Annotated in this window: 9 protein-coding genes and 1 pseudogene; 3 read left to right on the forward strand and 7 right to left on the reverse strand. The window is 60.7% G+C overall.

Features of this window, described 5'->3' with window-relative positions:
• Positions 1-12: 12 nt before the first annotated feature.
• Both argH and FFH21_RS28635 read left to right on the forward strand, forming a co-directional pair.
• Entirely contained in the window at positions 13-1,407 is a 1,395-nt protein-coding gene (gene argH / locus FFH21_RS28625; RefSeq protein WP_002551376.1) for an argininosuccinate lyase, read from the forward strand.
• 458 nt (positions 1,408-1,865) lie between these two features.
• Complete coding sequence (locus FFH21_RS28635; RefSeq protein WP_004662898.1) at positions 1,866-3,107, forward strand: nucleoside recognition domain-containing protein; 1,242 nt, start codon at positions 1,866-1,868, stop codon at positions 3,105-3,107.
• A 4-nt stretch (positions 3,108-3,111) separates the two neighbouring features.
• On the opposite strand, the gene FFH21_RS28640 is transcribed toward FFH21_RS28635, so the two are convergent.
• The 6 genes and pseudogenes from FFH21_RS28640 to FFH21_RS28665 form a co-directional block, all read right to left on the reverse strand.
• Complete coding sequence (locus tag FFH21_RS28640) at positions 3,112-4,305, reverse strand: DUF5924 family protein (RefSeq protein WP_004660044.1); 1,194 nt, start codon at positions 4,303-4,305, stop codon at positions 3,112-3,114.
• A 96-nt stretch (positions 4,306-4,401) separates the two neighbouring features.
• Complete coding sequence (locus tag FFH21_RS28645; RefSeq protein ID WP_004660041.1) at positions 4,402-5,778, reverse strand: pitrilysin family protein; 1,377 nt, start codon at positions 5,776-5,778, stop codon at positions 4,402-4,404.
• Positions 5,779-5,835: 57 nt separating this feature from the next.
• On the reverse strand, positions 5,836-7,488 hold the full coding sequence (locus tag FFH21_RS28650) for a Na/Pi cotransporter family protein (RefSeq protein WP_011167315.1): 1,653 nt from the start codon (positions 7,486-7,488) through the stop codon (positions 5,836-5,838).
• Positions 7,489-8,759: 1,271 nt separating this feature from the next.
• Positions 8,760-9,620, reverse strand: coding sequence for a methyl-accepting chemotaxis protein (locus FFH21_RS31230; protein WP_369812076.1), 861 nt, complete (start codon positions 9,618-9,620; stop codon positions 8,760-8,762).
• Positions 9,615-10,736, reverse strand: a pseudogene (locus tag FFH21_RS31235) (Cache 3/Cache 2 fusion domain-containing protein); the annotation flags it as partial. The gene FFH21_RS31230 and the pseudogene FFH21_RS31235, both read right to left, overlap by 6 nt.
• A gap of 184 nt (positions 10,737-10,920) precedes the next feature.
• The gene (locus FFH21_RS28665) at positions 10,921-11,841 is read right to left on the reverse strand and encodes a LysR substrate-binding domain-containing protein (RefSeq protein WP_005732790.1); all 921 of its coding nucleotides are present in this window, start codon (positions 11,839-11,841) and stop codon (positions 10,921-10,923) included.
• 155 nt (positions 11,842-11,996) lie between these two features.
• On the opposite strand from FFH21_RS28665, the gene FFH21_RS28670 reads away from it, so the two are divergent.
• Complete coding sequence (locus tag FFH21_RS28670) at positions 11,997-13,376, forward strand: NorM family multidrug efflux MATE transporter (RefSeq protein ID WP_011167317.1); 1,380 nt, start codon at positions 11,997-11,999, stop codon at positions 13,374-13,376.
• Positions 13,377-13,388: 12 nt separating this feature from the next.
• Here FFH21_RS28670 and FFH21_RS28675 read toward each other — a convergent pair whose 3' ends face one another.
• The gene (locus FFH21_RS28675) at positions 13,389-15,053 is read right to left on the reverse strand and encodes a bifunctional diguanylate cyclase/phosphodiesterase (RefSeq protein ID WP_011167318.1); all 1,665 of its coding nucleotides are present in this window, start codon (positions 15,051-15,053) and stop codon (positions 13,389-13,391) included.
• Between the last annotated feature and the right edge of the window lie 205 nt (positions 15,054-15,258).

Here is a 15,258-nt window from a genome sequence, read left to right on the forward strand (position 1 = left end):
ACGAGCGAATCCATGAGCACCGACAAGACCAATCAGTCCTGGGGCGGCCGCTTCAGTGAACCCGTCGACGCGTTTGTCGCGCGTTTCACTGCCTCCGTCACCTTCGATCAACGTCTGTATCGCCACGACATCATGGGCTCCATCGCCCACGCCACGATGCTGGCCAAGGTGGGCGTTCTGACGGACGCCGAGCGTGACACCATCGTTGACGGCCTGAACACCATCCAGGCCGAGATCGAGGCCGGCAATTTCGAGTGGCGCGTCGATCTGGAAGATGTGCACATGAACATTGAAGCACGCCTGACCGATCGCATTGGTATCACCGGCAAGAAGCTGCACACCGGTCGCAGCCGCAACGATCAGGTCGCGACCGATATCCGTCTGTGGCTGCGCGACGAAATCGACCTGATCCTGAGCGAAATCACGCGTCTGCAGCAAGGCCTGCTGGGCCAGGCCGAGCGCGAAGCTGAAACCATCATGCCCGGTTTCACCCATTTGCAGACTGCCCAGCCCGTTACATTCGGTCATCATATGCTGGCCTGGTTCGAAATGCTCAGCCGCGACTACGAGCGTCTGGTCGACTGCCGCAAGCGTCTCAACCGCATGCCTCTGGGCAGCGCTGCGCTGGCAGGCACCACCTACCCGATCGACCGCGAACTGACCTGCAAACTGCTGGGTTTCGATGTCGTGGGCGGTAATTCGCTGGACGGCGTATCGGATCGCGACTTCGCCATCGAATTCTGCTCGGCCGCGTCCATCGCGATGATGCACTTGTCGCGCTTCTCCGAAGAGCTGGTGCTCTGGACCAGTGCGCAGTTCCAGTTCATTGATCTGCCGGATCGCTTCTGTACTGGCAGCTCGATCATGCCGCAGAAGAAAAACCCTGATGTGCCTGAACTGGTACGTGGCAAGAGCGGCCGTGTGTTCGGTGCCCTGATGGGCCTGCTGACCCTGATGAAAGGCCAGCCTCTGGCCTACAACAAGGACAATCAGGAAGACAAGGAACCGCTGTTTGACGCTGCCGACACTCTGCGTGATTCGCTGCGTGCGTTTGCCGACATGATCCCGGCAATCAAACCCAGGCACGCGATCATGCGTGAAGCCGCGCTGCGCGGGTTCTCGACCGCGACCGATCTGGCCGACTATCTGGTGCGCCGTGGTCTGCCGTTCCGTGACTGCCACGAGATCGTCGGTCATGCCGTGAAATATGGCGTGGAAACCGGCAAGGACCTGGCAGAAATGAGTCTGGAAGAACTGCGTCAGTTCAGTAACCAGATTGAGCAGGACGTGTTTGCCGTGCTGACCCTGGAAGGCTCGGTCAACGCCCGTAACCACATCGGCGGCACCGCACCCGAACAGGTCCGCGCCGCCGTGGTCCGCGGTCAGGAACTGCTGGCCGGGCGCTGAATACAACCAAGGCATTCCTTTAGCCTGAGGAACGACCATTCAACTATCGTGCGACGCTCCGCGTCGCATGCCGTTCTGAACGCTCTGCGTCCGCTCTTGAGTGTGCGGCGCAGCGCAGATTTGTGACGCAGAGCGTCACCCACGGCATTCCCACGCTGGAGCGTGAGGAACGATGACCCCTACTATCGTGCGACGCTCCGCGTCGCATGCCGTTCTGAACGCTCTGCGTCCGCTCTTGAGTGTGCGGCGCAGCGCAGATTTGTGACGCAGAGCGTCACCTACGGCATTCCCACGCTGGAGTGTGAGGAACGATGACCCCTACTATCGTGCGACGCTCCGCGTCGCATGCCGTTCTGGACGCTCTGCGTCCGCTCTTGATTGCGCCGTACGGCTTCCGCCGATTTCCCTCCAGCGCACCTCGCCGCTATCATCGCCGCATCTTGTGAGGGACTTATCCGATGCTCAATGGCCTGTGGCTTGGTTTTTTTGTCGTGGCGACGATTTCCGCGCTGGTGCAGTGGCTGGTGGGCGGCAACGCCGGCATTTTTGCGGCGATGGTCGAAAGTATCTTCGCGATGGCCAAGCTGTCGGTCGAGGTGATGGTGCTGCTGTTCGGCACACTGACGCTGTGGCTGGGCTTTTTGCGCATCGCCGAAAAGGCGGGCATCGTCGACTGGCTGGCCAAGGTTCTCGGTCCGCTGTTTCTGCGCCTGATGCCGGAAGTGCCGCCCGGCCACCCTGCGCTGGGGCTGATCACCCTCAACTTCGCCGCCAACGCGCTGGGTCTCGACAACGCCGCCACGCCGATTGGCCTGAAAGCCATGCGCTCGCTACAGGAACTCAACCCGAGCAAGACCGCCGCCAGTAACGCACAGATCCTGTTTCTGGTGCTCAACGCTTCCTCGCTGACACTGCTGCCGGTAACGATCTTCATGTACCGCGCCCAGCAGGGTGCTCCCGACCCTACCCTGGTATTTCTGCCGATTCTGCTGGCCACCAGCGTCTCGACCATCGTCGGCCTGTTGTCGGTGGCGTTCATGCAGCGCCTGCGGCTTTGGGACCCGGTGGTGCTCGCTTACCTGATCCCCGGCGCCCTGCTGCTGGGTACTTTCATGGCCTTTCTCGGCACACTGTCGGCAGCTGCGCTGGCGGGACTGTCGTCCATTCTGGGTAACCTCACGCTGTTTGGCCTGATCATGATGTTTCTGATCATCGGCACGTTACGCAAGGTGCTGGTCTACGAGGCCTTCGTCGAAGGTGCGAAGGAAGGCTTCGACGTCGCCAAGAGCCTGTTGCCTTATCTGGTCGCCATGCTCTGCGCAGTGGGCGTACTGCGCGCATCCGGCGCGCTGGACTTTGGCCTGGAAGGCATTCGGCATGTGGTGCAGTGGCTGGGGCTGGATACACGCTTCGTCGATGCGTTGCCGACCGCGATGGTCAAACCCTTCTCCGGTAGCGCCGCCCGTGCTCTGTTGATCGAAACCATGCAGACCCAAGGCGTCGACAGCTTCGCGGCATTGGCCGCCGCAACGATTCAGGGCAGCACCGAAACCACGTTCTACGTGCTCGCGGTGTACTTCGGCGCCGTGGGCATTCAGCGCGCTCGCCATGCGGTGGGCTGCGCGCTGCTGGCCGAGTTTTCCGGTGTCGTGGCCGCGATCTTCGTCTGCTACTGGTTCTTCGGCGCTACCGCGACCTGAAACATTACTGCGCCGGAGCCTGAGGCGCAGACTCCGCGGGGGCTGCTTCGGCAGGCGCAGCCTCCTGCTTCTCCTGCTTCGGCCCATCAGCCGGTGCGGACTCAGGCGTAGTCTCTTCGGCCGAGTCGCCGCCCGGCTTGAGTTTGATTATCCGGCCTGTAGGTCGTTTCACGGCCGGTTGATCGTTGTCGGTGACCACAAAGCGCAGCACGCCGATCATCTGGCCGTCCTCGGTCAGCACCCTCACCTGCCAGCGCCCTGTCACGTCCTCCGGGAAGTTCTGTTTGCGTGTCCAGGCGCGATAGCCTTCCTTGCGTCCGCCGTGAATGTCCAGCGCGATCCGGTCCATCTCTTCGCCTTCATGCCACCACACATGGTAGATACGCTCGTCCAGACCGCGCGGCGCATTGATGGCGGTGTACGCATACAGGCCGCCGTTGCGCAGCTGTTTGGCGCTGATCAGCGAAATACTGTCGCCTGGTGTGCGGTTCTTGTTATCGAAGTCCGGGCTGACCGCCACTTCGGTCAACCAGAGCGTCGCAGGCGGCACCCAGGAGCGCAGCAACCAGCCCGCCGCGCCGATGGCCAGGATGATGCTGATCACGGCCAGTGCGCTGCGCCAGGTGTTGAGCGGGAAGTTCGACATCAGGCTGGGTGCCGACAGCACCATCGCCACGCCCAGCGCCAGTTTGTAACTCTCGGCGGTGGTCAGGTGCAGGATGATCGGCAGCGCGGTCAGCAGTGCCGCGAACAGTGTCAGAGTGTGCAATGTCATGAACAGCCAGCGTCTGGGCGCCAGCCACTTGTAGTAGAGAGGGTCGATGATCGAGATCAGCCCGGCGGCGCCAAGCACCGCAGTGAATACCGCCTGACCACTGTTCCAGGTGGTGGTGATGAAAAAGAACGGCAACACGAAAAACAGGCTTTCCTGATGGATCATCTGCGTGCCGTAGCGCAGCAAACCCTGCGGAATCTCGCGGCCCAGCGCCTTGTTGAGCAGCCCGACCATGGTGTTTTCGACCATCAGCCACAGCCAGCTGATCAGCATCACCACGGCGATCCAGGTGGCCAGCCCTGCCTGGCGGTCGACCAGGATAAAACTGGCGATACCTGAAACAAAACCAAACGCCGCAATGAGCCCCGGATAGCGCTGCATCAAGTTGAGCACGGGCGTCACATAGCGGTTCACGTCAAACATTCGGGGGTTCACTCGGTTCTGTTCATACAAAAAACTGCGTAGCGTAACAAGCGCGGCGCGCAGCCAACACCACCAATGCAGTTCGGCGTCAGAATTCTATTTATTGCGTACACGCCAGCGCCACATGGCCAACAAGGCTATCAGGCCCAGCACCCCGCCAATCAGCCAATACAGGCCGTCATAACTGAACAGAGGCTTTTCAATTCGCATGTAGCCCGGCTGGGCGAGCAGCTGGCGTATGGCCTGACTGGCTGTCTCCAGTTTCACCGCCTTGATGCGTTTGGCCGGGTCTTCGAAGCGCCCGTTTTCGTAATCATTGAGCGCGCTCCAATAATAGTCGGCCAGCGCACTATTGCCCTGTGTGGCCCACGATTGCCGGTCGATGGCGAGCTGTTGCAACCGCGCAAATGTAGCGGGCTGCATGCCTTCTTTTTGCAGGCGCTCGACCATATTGCGGATGTCCCGCTCGGCTTCATCGGCATCGTCACGTTCGACATCGGCATTCAGGCTCAAAAACCCGACATCGCCGAACACTTCCCGCTCGGCAGAAGGACCGTACGACAAGCTGTGTTTCAGACGCAGCTCGGTGTAGAGCGTCCAGTCAAGATAGGCTTTGACCAGCTCCCAGGTTTCGTCGTGCTGGTCGTCAAGTTGTGGCTCGGGGTAGATCAGGTGCAGCTTGGCACTCTCGCCCAGCCCGCCGCGCTCAAGCTCGCGTCGCGGCTCGGCTGAACCCGAGCTTTGCGCCAGCGGCGGGTGATCGATGGGGTCGGTGGGTGCCAGTTTGCCGTAAGTGCGCTCCAGATAGGCCGGCAACAGCTTGTCCAGATCGCCAACCACGATCAGCGTCATGTTATTGGGCGCGTACCAGTTGGCGAAGACGTCTTCGATATGGCCCAGCTTGATACCATCCACTTCAGGACGCTCGGCGCATTTGAGGCCCAGCTCCACCGCCAGTTGACTGCTGGCGCTGCGCCCCGAGTCACGCCGGTCAAGCAGGCGCTGCAAGTGTGAAAAGTGTCCGCCGTCTTCTCGTTCTACGACTCGTTTTACCCCGTCCAGTCTTGCCTGGCTGAGCTCGGTTCTGGTCATGATCTCCAGCAGCAGGTCGAGCACCTTGCGCTGGTTTCGCGCGGGCGCTTCAATCACGAAGGTGGTATCGGCATTGCTGGTGAATGCGTTCCACTCGCCGCCCAGTGCCTGCATGCGCTCTTCCAGGCCGCCTTCACCGCTGTCATCAACCCCGCTGAACAGAAGATGTTCCAGCAAATGCGGCAGCTCCTTGTCCTGACAGGGGAAGTCATCGAACCCGATACCTACCACCAGGCGGATGGCGACGTGACCCTTTTCGGAACCGGGCTTGAGAAGGACTTGCAAACCATTGGGCAGCAGATAGCCCTCGACCTGAAGGCGGTCAAGGGCAAACGAAGGGAGTGAACCGAGGAGCAGACAAGCGAACAGCAGGCAACGCATAAAACAGCTTTCCTGGCGGGCCGGTATGTTTAACAGACTTCACCTCGGCCCTTACGTTCATAGTGATCGTTCGGGCTCGCTCTCGCTCGACAAGGCCCCGGTGTCGGCCGTTTCCAGTACCACATAAGCGCTGCTGCAAAACAGCGAGTTCAGGCGTTTCATGTCGGCAATCAGTTCCAGGTGCAGCGAACTGGTCTCGATACTCTGCACAACCTTCTGCCGCAGGCGGCTGACGTGAGCATGCGCCAGACGGCGTTCCTGGGCTCGAAAACGGCGTTTTTCACGCAGTAATTGACGCGCGCTTTCCTCGTCACCGCTGAGGAACACCGAGAGCCCCAGACGCAGGTTCGACTGCAACTGGATATGCAGATCGGCGAGTTCTTCCAGGCCGACTTCCGAGAATGAGCGGCGGTGCGAGGTCTTCTGCTGCTGGATCTTGCGCAGCATGCGTTCGATCAGGCCGCTGGCCAGTTCCAGATTGATGGTCAGCTCGATGATCTCGGCCCAGCGCCGGTTATCGTGCTCGCCGAGGTCCTCACGCGGCATCTGCGCCAGGTATAGCTTGATCGCGCTGTAGAGCGCTTCCACGTCATCGTTGAGGCGGCGCACTTCCTGAGTAACCGCTGTTTGCGTGCCGCGCAGCACCGCCAGCATCGAGCCCAGCATGCTTTCGATCAAATCGCCCATGCGCAGGGTTTCTCGCACTGCGTTGGCCAGTGCCAGGCTGGGCGTCGACAGTGCGGTCAGGTCCAGATGGCGAGGTTTGGCCAGGCCACCGACCTCGTTCTGCTGCGGCAGCAAGGCCGCGCACAACCGCGCCATCGGGCCAACGGTAGGCAGCATGATCAGGCAGCGCAACGTGTTGTAGATCAGGTGAAAGCCAATCACCAACTCCTGCGGACGAAAGCCCAGCGTGTCGATCCAGGCAACCAGCGGGTCGAGCACCGGAAAGATCAGCAACAGGCCGAACAGTTTGTACAGCAGACTGCCCAAGTCGACTTGCCGGCCAGCGACGTTCTGCATGCTGGTACTGAGAAAGGCCAGCAGGCCGCTGCCGATATTGGCACCGATCACCAGGCCGATTGCCACTGGCAGACCAATGACTTCCGTGCCCGCCAAGGTGGCCGTCAGCAGAACTGCCGCCAGGCTGGAATAGGAGATCAGCGCAAACATGGCACCAACCAGCGCATCCAGCAGAAGGTCGCCGGTCAACGAGGCAAACAGCACCTTGACCCCGGCCGCCTGGGTGATCGGTGCAGCCGCTGCGACGATCAATTGCAGTGCCAGCACGATCAGGCCCAGGCCGATACCGACCCGCCCCAATTGACCGGCACGGGTCTGCTTGCGCGACAGAAAGAACACCACGCCAAGGAAAATCAGCAACGGCGACAGCCATGACAGATCGAACGTCAGCACGCGGGACATCAATGCCGTGCCGACATCGGCGCCGAGCATGATCACCAGCGCCGGTGTCAGCGTCATCAGCCCCTGGCCGACAAATGAGGTCACCAGCATGGCAGTGGCATTGCTGCTCTGCACCATGGCTGTCACCAGAATGCCGGCGATGAACGCCAGTGGTCGCTTGGACATGTTCTGGCTGAGTAAACGACGAAGTTGTGCACCGTAAACACGAAGGATGCCAGTGCGCACGATATGCGTGCCCCAGATCAGCAGGGCGACGGCAGATAGCAAATCGAGCAGGGTCAGCATGCTGAAAGCCCCCTGAGGTTTGCCCGTTCAGGCGATGAATTGAAAGATGTGCATGTAGCGAGCGGGGAAAGGGTGTAACGCTCTACTAAGCTTTTAGTCGGCTATTAGCCTTGGCGCCAGCATCGCACAGGGTGGGATTCATTGAAATAAAAGTGTCATAAATCCGCACCGCAGATGCAAGACCGGACGCGGAGCGTCCAGAACGGCATGCGACGCGGAGCATCGCACGATGGCTGAAAAACTTCGGCACGACAGTTGGGATTATCGTTCCGCACGCTCCAGCGTGGGAATGCCGTTCGTGACGCTCTGCGTCACAAGTCTGCGCCGCACCGCACATGCAAGACCGGACGCGGAGCTTCCAGAACGGCATGCGACGCGGAGCGTCGCACGATGGCTGAAAAACTTCGGCACGACAGTTGAGATTATCGTTCCGCACGCTCCAGCGTGGGAATGCCTTGGGTGACGCTCTGCGTCACAAGTCTGCGCCGCACTGCAAACGCAAGACCGGACGCGGAGCGTCCAGAACGGCATGCGACGCGGAGCGTCGTACGATGGCTGAAGAACTTCGGCACGACAGTTGAGATTATCGTTCCGCACGCTCCAGCGTGGGAATGCCTTGGGTGACGCTCTGCGTCACAAGTCTGCGCCGCACTGCAAACGCAAGACCGGGCGCGGAGCGTACAGAACGGCATGCGACGCGGAGCGTCGTACGATGGCTGAAGAACTTCGGCACGACAGTTGAGATTATCGTTCCGCACGCTCCAGCGTGGGAATGCCTTGGGTGACGCTCTGCGTCACAAGTCTGCGCCGCACCACAAATGCAAGACCGGACGCGGAGCGTCCAGAACGGCATGCGACGCGGAGCGTCGTACGATGGCTGAAGAACTTCGGCACGACAGTTGAGATTATCGTTCCGCACGCTCCAGCGTGGGAATGCCTCGGGTGACGCTCTGCGTCACAAGTCTGCGCCGCACCACAAACGCAAGACCGGACGCGGAGCGTCCAGAACGGCATGCGACGCGGAGCGTCGCACGATGGCTGAAGAGCTTCGGCACGACAGTTGGGATTATCGTTCCGCACGCTCCAGCGTGGGAATGCCGTTCGTGACGCTCTGCGTCACAAGTCTGCGCCGCACCACAAACGCAAGACCGGACGCGGAGCGTCCAGAACGGCATGCGACGCGGAGCATGGGTACGATGGTGTTCTTGAGAGCACTTATCGCTCTCCGACGCGGAGCATCGGCACGATAGTCGTCAGGCTTCCAGCAGCCATCAACGGAACCGGTCAACCTCGTTACGCAGTTCAGTCGCCAACCCATTCAACTCCTGAGCGGTGACCGCCAGGTTGGACATCACCTGGCGCTGTTCGCTGTTGGCCATGGCGATGCTTTGCAGGTTGCTGCTGAGCATGGTGGCGGTGCTGCTTTGTTCCTGGGTGGCGGTGGTGATGGCGGCGAACTGGTGACCGGCCGAGCGGCTTTGTTCGTCGATCTGGGCCAGTGCCGAGGCCACTTTGGCGTTGAGCGACAAGCCTTCCTGCATCAGCGTATTGCCCTGTTGCATGGTGCTGATGGCGTTACCGGTTTCCTGCTGAATGCTGGCGATCATGCCGGAGATTTCGTCCGTCGCTTCACGGGTACGCGAGGCCAGGCTGCGCACTTCGTCAGCCACCACGGCAAAGCCGCGGCCTTGTTCACCGGCACGTGCGGCCTCGATGGCGGCGTTGAGTGCCAGCAGGTTGGTCTGGTCGGCAATCGAGGTAATCACCCCGACAATGCTGCCGATCTCCTGCGAGCGCTGGCCCAGTGTGTCGATGACCGTTGCTGTACTGCTCAGCGAGGTTGCGATCTGTTGCAGCGATGAAGACGCCTCGTCCATCGAGGTACGACCAATGCGCGTCTGCTGCGCATTTTCCTGCGCCAGACGCTCGGTGTTGCTCATGTTGTCAGCGATGTTCATCGACGTGGCGCTGAACTCCTCGACGGCACCGGCCATGCTGGTGATCTCGCCGGACTGTTGCTCCATGCCCTCGAACGCGCCGCCGGACAGGCCGGACAATGCGTGGGCGCGCGTGCTGACTTCCTGCGCCGCGGTGCGGATATGCGACACCATTGATGACAGCGCTTCGCTCATTTTGTTGAAGCTGCCCGACAGTTGCCCGATCTCGTCGTTGCTGGTCACATTGAGGCGTACGCTCAGGTCGCCCGCACCCAATGCATCGGCCTGGCGTACCAGTTCGGACAGTGGACGCAGCTTGCTGCGCAGCAGCCAGATCGCGCTGATCACCGCGATCAGCATGGCCAGCACACTGCCGATGGCCAGCTGGGTGCCGACGTTCCAGGTCACTTCACTGATTTCGTCACGCGGCATGCTGGCGATGACGGTCCAGGGGCCACCGGCAAACGGCTGGCCAACGCTGTAGTAGTCGTCATCACCGTCGTTCCAGAACTGCGCCTTGCCCTGTTTGCTGGCCAGGTCGGCAACGGACTTCGCTGCACCGTCCAGAGATTTGACGCCCGCCGGCGGAACCAGCCAGGTGCCTTTCTCGTCCAGCAGTGCCAGCGAACCGGTAGAGCCAATGCGGAAGCTCTTGAGGTTATCGAATTGGGTTTTATGTGCATCGGTGTAATCGAAGCCTACAAACAGCGCCGCAATGATCTTGCCGCTGCTGTCGCGAACCGGGCTGTACTGAGTCATGTAATAGCGATCAAACAACACCGCTTTGCCCACATAGCTCTGACCGGCGATCAAGCGCTCGTAGGCTGCGCCCTTGCGATCCAGCACGGTGCCGATGGCGCGCGTGCCATCCTGTTTGCTCAGAGAAGTGCTGATACGAACAAAGTCGTCGCCGCTGCGCACGAAAATCGTCGCCACGCCCGCGGTCATCGAGCGGAATTCATCAACCTCGGCAAAGTCGTTGTTCAGTGCGGTATCACGCAGGAACAGGCCTGGCGTGGAAGTGCCCGCTACCGTGACCGGTTTGTCGGGTTGCAGGCTCAGGCCACCGGCAAAGCGCTTTTCGAACAGACCACTGAGGCGCTGAGTGCTGTCGCGCAGTGTGCTGTGGAACGTGCTCAACTGGTCGGCGAGCAATCTGGCTTCGCTCGACATGTGCTCTTCGCGAATGACCAGGTTGGACGCGTCCAGAGACCTTAACGCGAACAGGGTGCTGCCGCTGATAACCACAGCCAGGATCACGGCCAGAGCAATACCGAGTTGCGAGGCAATTCGGGTACGGGGCTTGGACATAGAGACTCCATGCCGAATGATTGGAGTTGCCTGATCCGTGGCTTACCATTCAGCGAACAAATTAATGAGTGTTTTAAGCTGCCTGAACATGCAGTCGTTAAGCGGTGCGTCGGCCACCAGAGTCGTTACTTGAGTAACGGTCGCGACATTAACCAATGATGGCAGTTCAATACTAAACTAATTTTTAATGCAGTACTTCAACTAACGGCAACTCCATAGCGTTGACTTCCGTCTGCAGAAAATCGCTGAGGCGACGCAACCGCTCTGCGCCGGGCCTTGTGCGCGGCCAGACCAGATAATAATTTTCTCCGCTGAATACCGCGGTGCGCCACGGCAGACTCAGACGGGCCTGCGCCACGTCCTCGGCGACCATAAGTAAGTCGCCCATCGATACGCCGTAACCGCGTGCCGCTGCAATCATTCCCAGCTCAAGCGTATCAAACACCTGCCCGCCTTTGAGCGACACCTGATCGGCCAGCCCCATGCGGTTCAGCCAGGTGCGCCAGTCACGCCGGTCAGGGGTGGGGTGCAGCAACTCGGCCTTGGCCAGCCGCTTCACGTCCCATGGCGGGTCCTTCAACAACGTAGGCGCCCCCACCGGAATCAACAGCTCCGGGAACAGCAAAGTGGCTTCCCAGTCCGAGGGGAAATGCCCGTGACTGAGTAAAATCGCGCAGTCGAAAGGCTCCAGAGTAAAGTCCACGGCATCGATATCCATCCAGGCGCTGGTCAGCTGCACCTCGTTGCCTACTTGCAGATGACGAAAGCGACTGAGCCGCGCCAGCAACCAGCGCATGGTCAGCGTCGATGGCGCTTTCATGCGCAGAATGCCTTCGTCGGTCTGCAAGGTGCTGCAGGCTCGTTCAAGCGCCAGAAACCCATCACGCACGCCGGGCAACAGCGCACGCGCTGATTCAGTCAGTTGCAAGTTGCGCCCGTTGCGCTGAAACAAACGACAGGCAAAGTGATCTTCCAGCGTGCGGATGTGACGGCTTACTGCACTTTGAGTGATCGAAAGCTCCTCGGCCGCCCGCGTGAACGAAGTATGCCGCGCCGCAGCTTCAAATGCCCTTAGTGCATAAAGAGGGGGGAGACTGCGAGGCATATGGCGCTTCCTGCTGGCGATGAGTGGCTACTTTACTGCAAATCGTCTCAGATGAGTTTTACTCATGCAGCGCATCAGGTTTATCGTTTTGTGCTTGCGCGTCCAACCGCCCAGAATAGGCGTTCATCCGAACTCCGCCGTAGAGCACCGCCCACATGCAGCCCGCACTCAAAGAACTCTGGATCATCCTGCGCCTTGCCGGGCCGCTGATTGCATCGCAGATGGCGCACATGCTGATGGTGTTCACCGACACGGTGATGATGGGCAAGATCGGCCCGGAGGCGCTGGCAGGCGGTGGCCTGGGTGCGGCCACGTACAGCTTTGTTTCGTTCTTTTGCGTGGGCGTGATGGCTGCGGTCGGCACGCTGGTTGCGATTCGCCATGGTGCAGGTGATACCGAAGGTGCGACGCGCCTGACGCAGGCCGGTCTGTGGCTGGCGTGGGGCATGGCGCTGGTTGCTGCGCTGCTGCTGTGGAACCTCGAACCCATCCTGTTGCAGTTCGGCCAGGCCGAAGCCAACGTGCATATGGCTGCTCAATTTCTGATCACCCTGCCCTTTGCCCTGCCTGGCTTGCTCAGCTTCATGGCACTGCGCGGCTTCACCAGTGCACTCGGGCGTGCGGGGCCGGTGATGACCATCAGTCTGGCCGGTGCGGCCGCAAACTTCGTGCTCAATTACGCGATGATTCATCAATGGCTCGGGCTGCCGAATCTGGGGCTGATGGGCATCGGGCTGGTGACCGCGATCGTGACCAACTGCATGGCCCTGGCGCTGGCACTGCACATCAAGCGCCATCCGGCCTACGCAGCGTACCCGATCAGCAAGGGGCTTTCGAAGCTGTCGCGCAGCCACCTGAAAGAACTCTGGCGTCTCGGCCTGCCGATTGGCGGGACCTATGCGGTGGAAGTCGGCCTGTTTACCTTCGCAGCGTTCTGCATGGGGGCAATGGGCAGTACGCAAATGGCCGCGCACCAGATCGCCCTGCAGACAGTGTCCATGGCGTTCATGGTTCCGGTGGGAATGTCCTATGCGGTAACCATACGTATCGGCCAGCATTATGGCGCGGGCAACCTGTTGATGGTGCGCATGGCGGGCCGTCTGGGCATCGGTTTTGGCGGCTGCGTGATGCTGATGTTCGGGTTGCTGTTCTGGCTGGCACCTAATGTGGTCATCGGCCTGTTTCTGGATATCAATGACCCGGCCTTTGCCGAGATTGTCGTGCTGGCCGCAAAACTGCTGGCCATTGCGGCCCTGTTCGAGTTCTTCGACGGTACTCAGACGATTGCGATGGGGGCGATTCGCGGGCTCAAGGATGCGCGCACCACGTTCCTGATCGGTCTGGGCTGTTACTGGCTGATTGCCGCGCCTGCCGCCTGGTTGCTCGGCTTTTCTACCGATGCTGGTGCTTCAGGCGTCTGGTGGGGGCTGGCGCTGGGTCTGTTCTGCTCGGCTGTGGCGCTGACCTATGCGTTTGAGTGGAAGACGGCTCGCCTGTTGCGTCGGGAGGCAGCCGGGTTAGCTGTGCCGGCCTGATCCGGCGCGCCGTCATCCGGAGTTTGATGCACCCGTATTGGCGGCTTCCGAGCGCAGGTAAGCCACCAGATCCGCTATAGGCAGCGGCCTGCTGATCAGATAACCCTGCACCTGGTCGCAGCCGAAATCGCGCAGCAACTCCAGTTGCCCGGCGGTTTCGACGCCCTCGGCGACCACTTCCAGGTTCAGGTTGTGCGCCAGCTTGATCATGGCGTTGACCAGCTTGCGGTTCTCTTCGCGTAGCTCCATCTGCCCGACAAAGCCCATGTCGATCTTGAGCAGCGCGATGGGCAGGCTGTTGAGGTGCATGAACGATGAATAGCCCGTACCGAAATCATCCAGCGAGAAGCGCACACCCAGCCGCCGCATTGCGTCCATGGTCTGCAGGACCTGATCGCTGCGGCGCATGACGGCAGTTTCGGTCAGTTCGAACTCCAGCCAGTGCGCGTCGACGCTGAGCTCCTCAATCAGGCGACTCAGTGTCGGCAACAACTGGCTGTCCTGAAATTGCCGGAACGACAGGTTGATCGCCATATGCAACGGCGCAAATCCTTGCTCGCGCAGGGCCTGCATGTCACGCAGGGCGCGGAAGATGACCCAGTAGCCGAGCGGCACGATCAGGCCGCTTTGCTCGGCCAATGGCACGAATTCACTGGGCGGCAGCAGCCCGCGCGCCTGGTGGCGCCAGCGTACCAGCGCTTCCAGGCCGACAACGCGCCCGGTCTCCAGGCACAGCCGTGGCTGATAATGCAGCTCCAGTTCATCGCGGCGCAGGGCTCGTCGCAGCTCGCCTTCCAGATCGGCAAGGCTGCGGGCGTTGCGGTTGATGCGCTCGTCGAACAGATGAAAGGTGCAGCCCTGCATGCTCTTGGCCTGGCGCATGGCGATGTGGGCGTGCCACATCAGCGGGTCTGCTTCGGGCCGGGTTTGTGAATGGGCAATGCCCAGGCTGCAACCCAGCAGCAGGCTTTCGCCATCGACCCAGTAGGGTTCGGACAGCACGTCAGTAATTCGCTCGGCCAGTTGCATGGCGCGTGCAGGTGTTGTGCGGGTGTCAATCAACAGGGCGAATTCGTCGCCGCCCAGGCGTGCAAGCTGATCGCCCGCAGCGAGCTGGTTTTTCAGACGTGCCACGACTTGCAGAATCAGTCGGTCACCGGCCTGATGCCCCAGCGAATCGTTGGCGCGGCGGAAGTTGTCCAGGTCCAGATGCCCCAGCGCCAGGCTGCCACCCTCGGCCAGACGCGCCGTCAACAGCGCCTGAAAACCCTGACGATTGGCGATGCCGGTCAACGGGTCCTGACCGACCAGACGCCGCAGGCTGTCTTCCAGGCGACTGCGCTCGTGGACATAGCGCAGGCAGCGGCGCAGCGCATCGCCGGTCAATGCATCGCGCACCAGCCAGTCACTGACGCCACTCGGTCCGACCAGCGGTTCCTTTTCGAGCAGCACCACGGTGAGTAGCAGGCAGGTTCCGGTTCTGGGCTGCAGGTCGGGCGTTGTCAGCAGCACGGTGCTGCGCTCGTTAGCGTACCCGGCGCTGAAAGCGTCCCAGTTCTCGCCATGCAAAAGTATTACGTTGCTGCCCGGTGCAGTAAGGCAATCGCGCAGCAGCGCGTACCAGAAAGGCTCGTGCGCCAATAACAGCAATCGCAAGGGTTCGACAGGTGTAGGCAATCTAACTTCCTAAGTGCAAAGGAAAAACCGGTGGCCGCACTCCCGCTGGAGCGTGACAAATACACGTATCGTTGCGTCGCGGCGCAAATGTAACAAAAACAGAAGAATTAGATAGCGATCACTGTCTGGCTACGATGACCGCTGCACAAACCCGCGGGCCTGTTAAAATGCCCGACCTTTTTTACAGACGACTCTTCATACCGCC

The organism is Pseudomonas sp. KBS0707 (genome assembly GCF_005937945.2).
In the GTDB taxonomy this organism is placed as follows: Bacteria; Pseudomonadota; Gammaproteobacteria; order Pseudomonadales; family Pseudomonadaceae; genus Aquipseudomonas; species Aquipseudomonas amygdali.